The following is a 4,491-nucleotide window of genomic DNA, read 5'->3' as shown; positions in this document are numbered from 1 at the left end:
TGTTCGTCCAGTGCGAGCCACTCCTGCGCGTCCGGCTCCGTGAACGGATCGTAGGCTCCGCTCGCGCCCTCCACTGCGTCGTCCCAATCTTCGAACTCCGGATCGGCGTCCTGCAATGCGGATGGCAGCTGGTTCAATCTGGCCTTGTCGAGACAGCATTTCTTGAACTTCTTGCCGCTGCCGCACGGGCAGGGGTCGTTCCGCCCGACGCCCCGGTAGGGGTTGGTGACCGGAATGCTCGGCGATTCAAATTCGGGGTCGTGCTCCCACACGTCGTCGGGATCGTCCTCCCGATCTGGCGAGAATGCGTCCCAGCCCGACAGCTCCTCGATCGTATCGCCGAACGGCTGCTCGTCATCATTTGTTTGCCAGCCCTCCGGCCCGCCGATATTGTGCTGGAGATCTTGTTCGAATCGCTCGAAGTTCATCCAGGGCAGGGTCACGAGTTCGCGATCGAACGCCTGCTTGACCAGCGGCAGGAGCTCGCGGAGCCCCAGCCGGCAGATGGCGCGCTGCCAGCCGTCCCAGACCAGACCGTCCTCCTGCGGTTGCAGGTCCGCGTAGCACGACTTCAGGAACCGAGCGGCCTCCTCGCGCGGCAGCTCGCCGTGCAGGGTCACGATCACGAGGGCGTCGAACATGCGCTCGCGGATGAACTCGTCCGCCTGCGGGTCGAGGATGACCTCGCAGAGCGGACCGGGATCGCCGTCGAAAACGGCGGCCATCACCCGATGGCTGGTCTCGGTCCTGGCGTCGCCGAGGATGCGCTCGATATCGTCCGGAGCACGGCGCAGCAACGCCGCGAGCGGCCGATAGGCGGATTTTTCGCGCCATTGCCCGAGCAGATGGAAGGCGAAGAACAGCGCGTTCTCCACGGACGCGCTCGGCGCGGACTGCTCGATCGCGCGGAGAAACAGCGGGACCATTGCCGTGCGATTGGCGTCCGCGGCCACAATCGCCTCGACCGGCAGCTTGTCGTCGTCGGAACTGAGCCGATCGAAGATCCGTTCGATGTCGTCTTCCGTCGTGGTGGCCAATCCGCTTCTCCGTCCATCGCGGCAACGAATGATCCATGTCGCGCCGCGAACAAGGACATGGCGACCTTACAGCGTCGGAACAAGCCCGTGAACGAGAATCTGAGCAGGATGGATTGTGCGCCAGCAAGGCCATCGTCGCGCGATCGGCGCATCGATGGCGGCCTCGCATGGCAAAATCCAGCGCTTATTGGCCACCGTGTCAGAACGGTTTCCGGTCGCTCACCCGGACCTGCGCGGGCGGTTCGTGCAGGATCGATGCGGCCGAGATCACGGCGACCCGGTCGGACGGCCGAAATCGCTGCCTCAGGTCGATCAGCAGCGGCAAGAAGGCCGGTGCAGCGGGCGGCGCGTGTTCGACCGGATAGGCTCGCATCCGAGCCATTCACAAATTGCCTGTCGTGTCATTCTGTCGCAGCGAGGCGCTACTTCTGAGTTTCGAAAATGCGCTTGACTTTTCGCCGAATCAGAAGCATGATGCGCCTTCCCGCCTCGCTCGAAGAGGGGCGTTATGGCCGATCGTCACCGAACGTGGGTGCGGGATGCGATGGACGCTTTGCGTCGCGCGCGCCTCGTGCGCGCGGACGAACGATGCCGAGGCGGACGCGAAATCGTGTGGTCCTGGCCTCCCGACGCTGAGGCCAAGCTTCGCGCCTGATGATGCGCGAGGTGATGGGAGCAAGAAAGCCCGGTTCCCAGGGAGAGCGCGCTATAAGCGTTAAAACCGTCGTGCAGGGAATGCCGGGTGATTTGGCTGAACCTGTGGTAACTGCCGCCTGCTTACTTTTTTGCAGGCGGGCCATGGGGGCGGCCGGCTCCCGGCATTCCCTGCGCCCTCTTCGATTTCGAGGGCGACGTTTCAGCATCACTCGGGGCGTGTTCGCCCGCGAGACTGCGGTTGCGTGTCCTATCGGCTGTCTGACATCCAGTGCCGACCGAGATTGAAACGGACGCATGGCTGATAGCCAACGGCCTGAGCCAATGACTCGTCATGGCCGGACTTGTCCCGGCCATCCACGTCTTCAACGCACCAAGAAAACAGGACGTGGATGCCCGGCACAAGGCCGGGCATGCCGACGTGATGGGTGCCGACGTCCGCTCTTATGAGCGCATGCTGCACAGGCATCGTCGGAGGTGGTCGCCGGTGCGAAAATCTGTCTTGATGGGACAGGGCGCGAGCTCCCAGCGGAGCCGGTGCCGGTTTTCGGGACTTTTTGGTTTGCGTGCGGAGAGGACGGTATGGGTGGGTTGGTGATCAGCGGCGGCCGGGTGGTGGACCCGGCAAGCGGGATGGATGCAACGGGCGATGTCGCGGTCATGGATGGCAAGATAGCCGCGGTCGGCACCTTCCTTGGCAGCGCCGAACGGGTGATCGACGCGACCGGGCTCGTGGTGGCGCCCGGCTTCATCGACCTGCACGCACACGGCCAGTCGATCCCCGCCGACCGCATGCAGGCGTTCGACGGCGTGACCACGACGCTCGATCTGGAGGCCGGCGTGTTGCCGGTCGCGTCGTGGTATAGGCGCCAGGCCGCCAAGGGGCGCGTGCTGAACTACGGCGCCGCAGCCAACTGGGCTTTTGCGCGCATCGGTACGATGACCGGCTCCAACTCGGAGTCCTCGCTGGAGGCATTCGGCAACGCCATGCGCGATCGTCGCTGGATCGACAATGTGGCGAGCGACGCGGAGGTCGCCGGCATCCTCGAACGCCTCGCCGGCGGGCTGAACGAGGGCGGCATCGGGATCGGCATTCTCAACGCCTATGCGCCGGGAGCCGGCGTGCAGGAGCTGACCGCGGTGTGCCAGCTCGCGGCGGCCCACGACGTGCCGACCTTCACGCATGTCGCCTACATGTCCCGCGTCGATCCGGAGAGCGCGGCCGAGGCCTATGTCCGCCTGATCGGCTATGCCGGCGCCACCGGCGCGCACATGCACATCTGCCACTTCAACTCCTCGAGCAAGACCGACGTGGAACGCTGTGCCGTGCTGGTGAAGAAGGCGCAGGCGCAGGGCCTGCCGATCACCGTGGAAGCCTATCCCTACGGCACCGGCTCGACGGTGCTGGCGGCGGCGTTCTTCAGCGATCCCGACTTCGAGGCGCGCAACGGCACCGGCTATGATTCGGTGCAGCGCGTGACCGACGGCCGGCGTTTTCGCGATCGGGAGGAGCTTCTGGCCGCGCAGGCGGAAGAACCCTCCACGCTGGTGCTGTGGCACATCCTGGATATCGACAACAACCCGCATCATCGCGACCTGCTCGACATCTCAGTGCTGTATCCCGGCGGCGCCATCGCCTCCGACGCGATGCCCTGGACCTTGTCGGACGGCCGCCCCTATACCGGCGACGCCTGGCCGCTGCCTGTGGACGCCACATCGCATCCGCGCTCGGCGGCCTGCTTCACCCGCTTCATTCGCGAATGGGTGCGCGAGCGAAGGGCGCTGTCGCTGCTCGAAGGCATCCGCAAATGCGCGCTGATCCCGGCCGAAATCCTGTCTCCGAGCACACCGGCGATGCGTGCCAAGGGCAGGCTGCAGGCGGGCGCGGATGCCGACATTGTGGTGTTCGATTTCAATGACCTGACCGATCGTGCGACCTTTTCGGCCATGAACCGCCCGTCCGAAGGCGTGCGGCACCTCGTGGTCTCCGGAGAGCCGCTGATATCAGATGGCATCCTCGATGTGGCGGCGAGGCCGGGCAGGCCGGTGCGCCGGCCCGTGACCCAGGTCTGATGGGGGGTGATCGTGCCCGTCCCGATCCTGCTGGTGACCGGTTTTCTCGGGGCGGGCAAGACCACGGTCGTGAACCGCCTGCTGACGCAGGCGGAGGGACGGCGGATCGGCGCCGTGGTCAATGATTTCGGCGCCATCAACATCGATGCGGAGCTGATCGCGGGCGCCAGCGACGGTGTGGTCAGCCTCTCCAATGGCTGCATCTGCTGCTCGCTGCAAGGCGATCTCCTGCGCACGCTTGCCACGCTGCTGCGGCGTGAGCCGCGGCCGGAGTTGATCGTGATCGAAACCAGCGGCGTCGCCGATCCCGCTGACATCGTCCGCAACCTGATGGACCCGGTGATTTCGCGCGAGGCGCCCCTGGAGACGGTGCTGTGCGTGGTCGATGCGACGGCGCGGCCGGAGGCGCTGAACGAGGACGCACTGCTCCGCTCTCAGCTTCGCGCAGCAGACATTGTGGCGCTGAGCAAGGTGGATCTGGTGGACGCGGCGGCCTGTGCGCAGATGCGCGCTGCGATCCGCATGCTGCGTCCGGCGGCAGTGGTGGTCGATGCGATCAATGGCGCGGTGCCTCCAGCTCTGTTGTTCGCCCCGGACCTTGATCGCCTGCCGGCGCTGCGCGAGGTCGGGCCGCGCGGGCCGGTGGCCGACCGGTTCGAGGCCTTGAGCTGGACCTCGGAGCGGCCGCTCTCGCTGCCGCGGCTGCAGCAGGCGATCGGGCGCCTCA

At 66.0% G+C, this 4,491-nt stretch carries 4 protein-coding genes; 2 read left to right on the top strand and 2 right to left on the bottom strand.

The genetic code is table 11. From position 1 onward, the window contains the following. Window positions 1-1,037: DUF1186 domain-containing protein (locus tag JOZ76_RS30925; protein ID WP_291705190.1), on the bottom strand; the 1,037-nt coding region annotated here is incomplete at its 3' end. A 199-nt stretch (window positions 1,038-1,236) separates the two neighbouring features. Then, window positions 1,237-1,419 carry a hypothetical protein gene (locus JOZ76_RS30920; RefSeq protein ID WP_291705189.1) on the bottom strand — a complete coding sequence of 61 codons (183 nt, stop codon included), beginning with the start codon at window positions 1,417-1,419 and terminating at the stop codon, window positions 1,237-1,239. 854 nt (window positions 1,420-2,273) lie between these two features. Between JOZ76_RS30920 and JOZ76_RS30915 the strand changes: the two genes are divergently transcribed. Then, window positions 2,274-3,764 (top strand): amidohydrolase family protein, encoded by a 1,491-nt coding sequence (locus JOZ76_RS30915; RefSeq protein ID WP_291705188.1) that lies wholly within the window; start codon window positions 2,274-2,276, stop codon window positions 3,762-3,764. Between the two features lie 12 nt (window positions 3,765-3,776). Then, window positions 3,777-4,491, top strand: a 715-nt coding sequence (locus JOZ76_RS30910) for a CobW family GTP-binding protein (RefSeq protein ID WP_291705191.1), incomplete at its 3' end; no start/stop codon positions are given.

This window comes from Bradyrhizobium sp. (assembly GCF_019244115.1).
Taxonomy (GTDB): Bacteria; Pseudomonadota; Alphaproteobacteria; order Rhizobiales; family Xanthobacteraceae; genus Bradyrhizobium.
This window is presented reverse-complemented; position numbering and strand designations above follow the sequence as displayed.

Coding starts and splice junctions, on each gene's coding strand:
- JOZ76_RS30920 (WP_291705189.1), bottom strand. CDS start 1,419: ATGGCTCGGATGCGAGCCTATCCGGTCGAACACGCGCCGCCCGCTGCA.
- JOZ76_RS30915 (WP_291705188.1), top strand. CDS start 2,274: ATGGGTGGGTTGGTGATCAGCGGCGGCCGGGTGGTGGACCCGGCAAGC.